The 289-nt window shown below is 63.0% G+C and carries 1 pseudogene; it reads right to left on the reverse strand.

The annotated features are described in order from the left end of the window. Window positions 1-264 (reverse strand): annotated as a pseudogene (locus tag NE591_RS15380) (sodium-dependent transporter); the annotation flags it as partial. Window positions 265-289: the final 25 nt, after the last annotated feature.

The raw sequence follows: 289 nt of genomic DNA on the forward strand, positions 1-289 counted from the left end.
CTGAAGCGCCTCCACCGGTGCCTCGAACAAATTCATGAAGCTCGTGATGGCGGCGAACACCACGGCCACGAACAGGATGACCGCGAAAACGCCGCCGAAAGGCATCTCCTGAAACACCTGGGCCAGCGTGATGAACAGAAGCGGCGGCCCAGAGGACACGTCCAACCCGAAGGCGAACACCGCCGGCACCACCACGCACGCGGACACGAGCCCCGCGATGGTGTTGAAGATGGCGACGTTCTTCGCCGCGTCCACCACGTCCACGTCTCACTTCAGGTAGCTGCCGTAC

This window comes from Adlercreutzia sp. DFI.6.23 (assembly GCF_024462535.1).
In the GTDB taxonomy this organism is placed as follows: domain Bacteria; phylum Actinomycetota; class Coriobacteriia; order Coriobacteriales; family Eggerthellaceae; genus Adlercreutzia; species Adlercreutzia rubneri.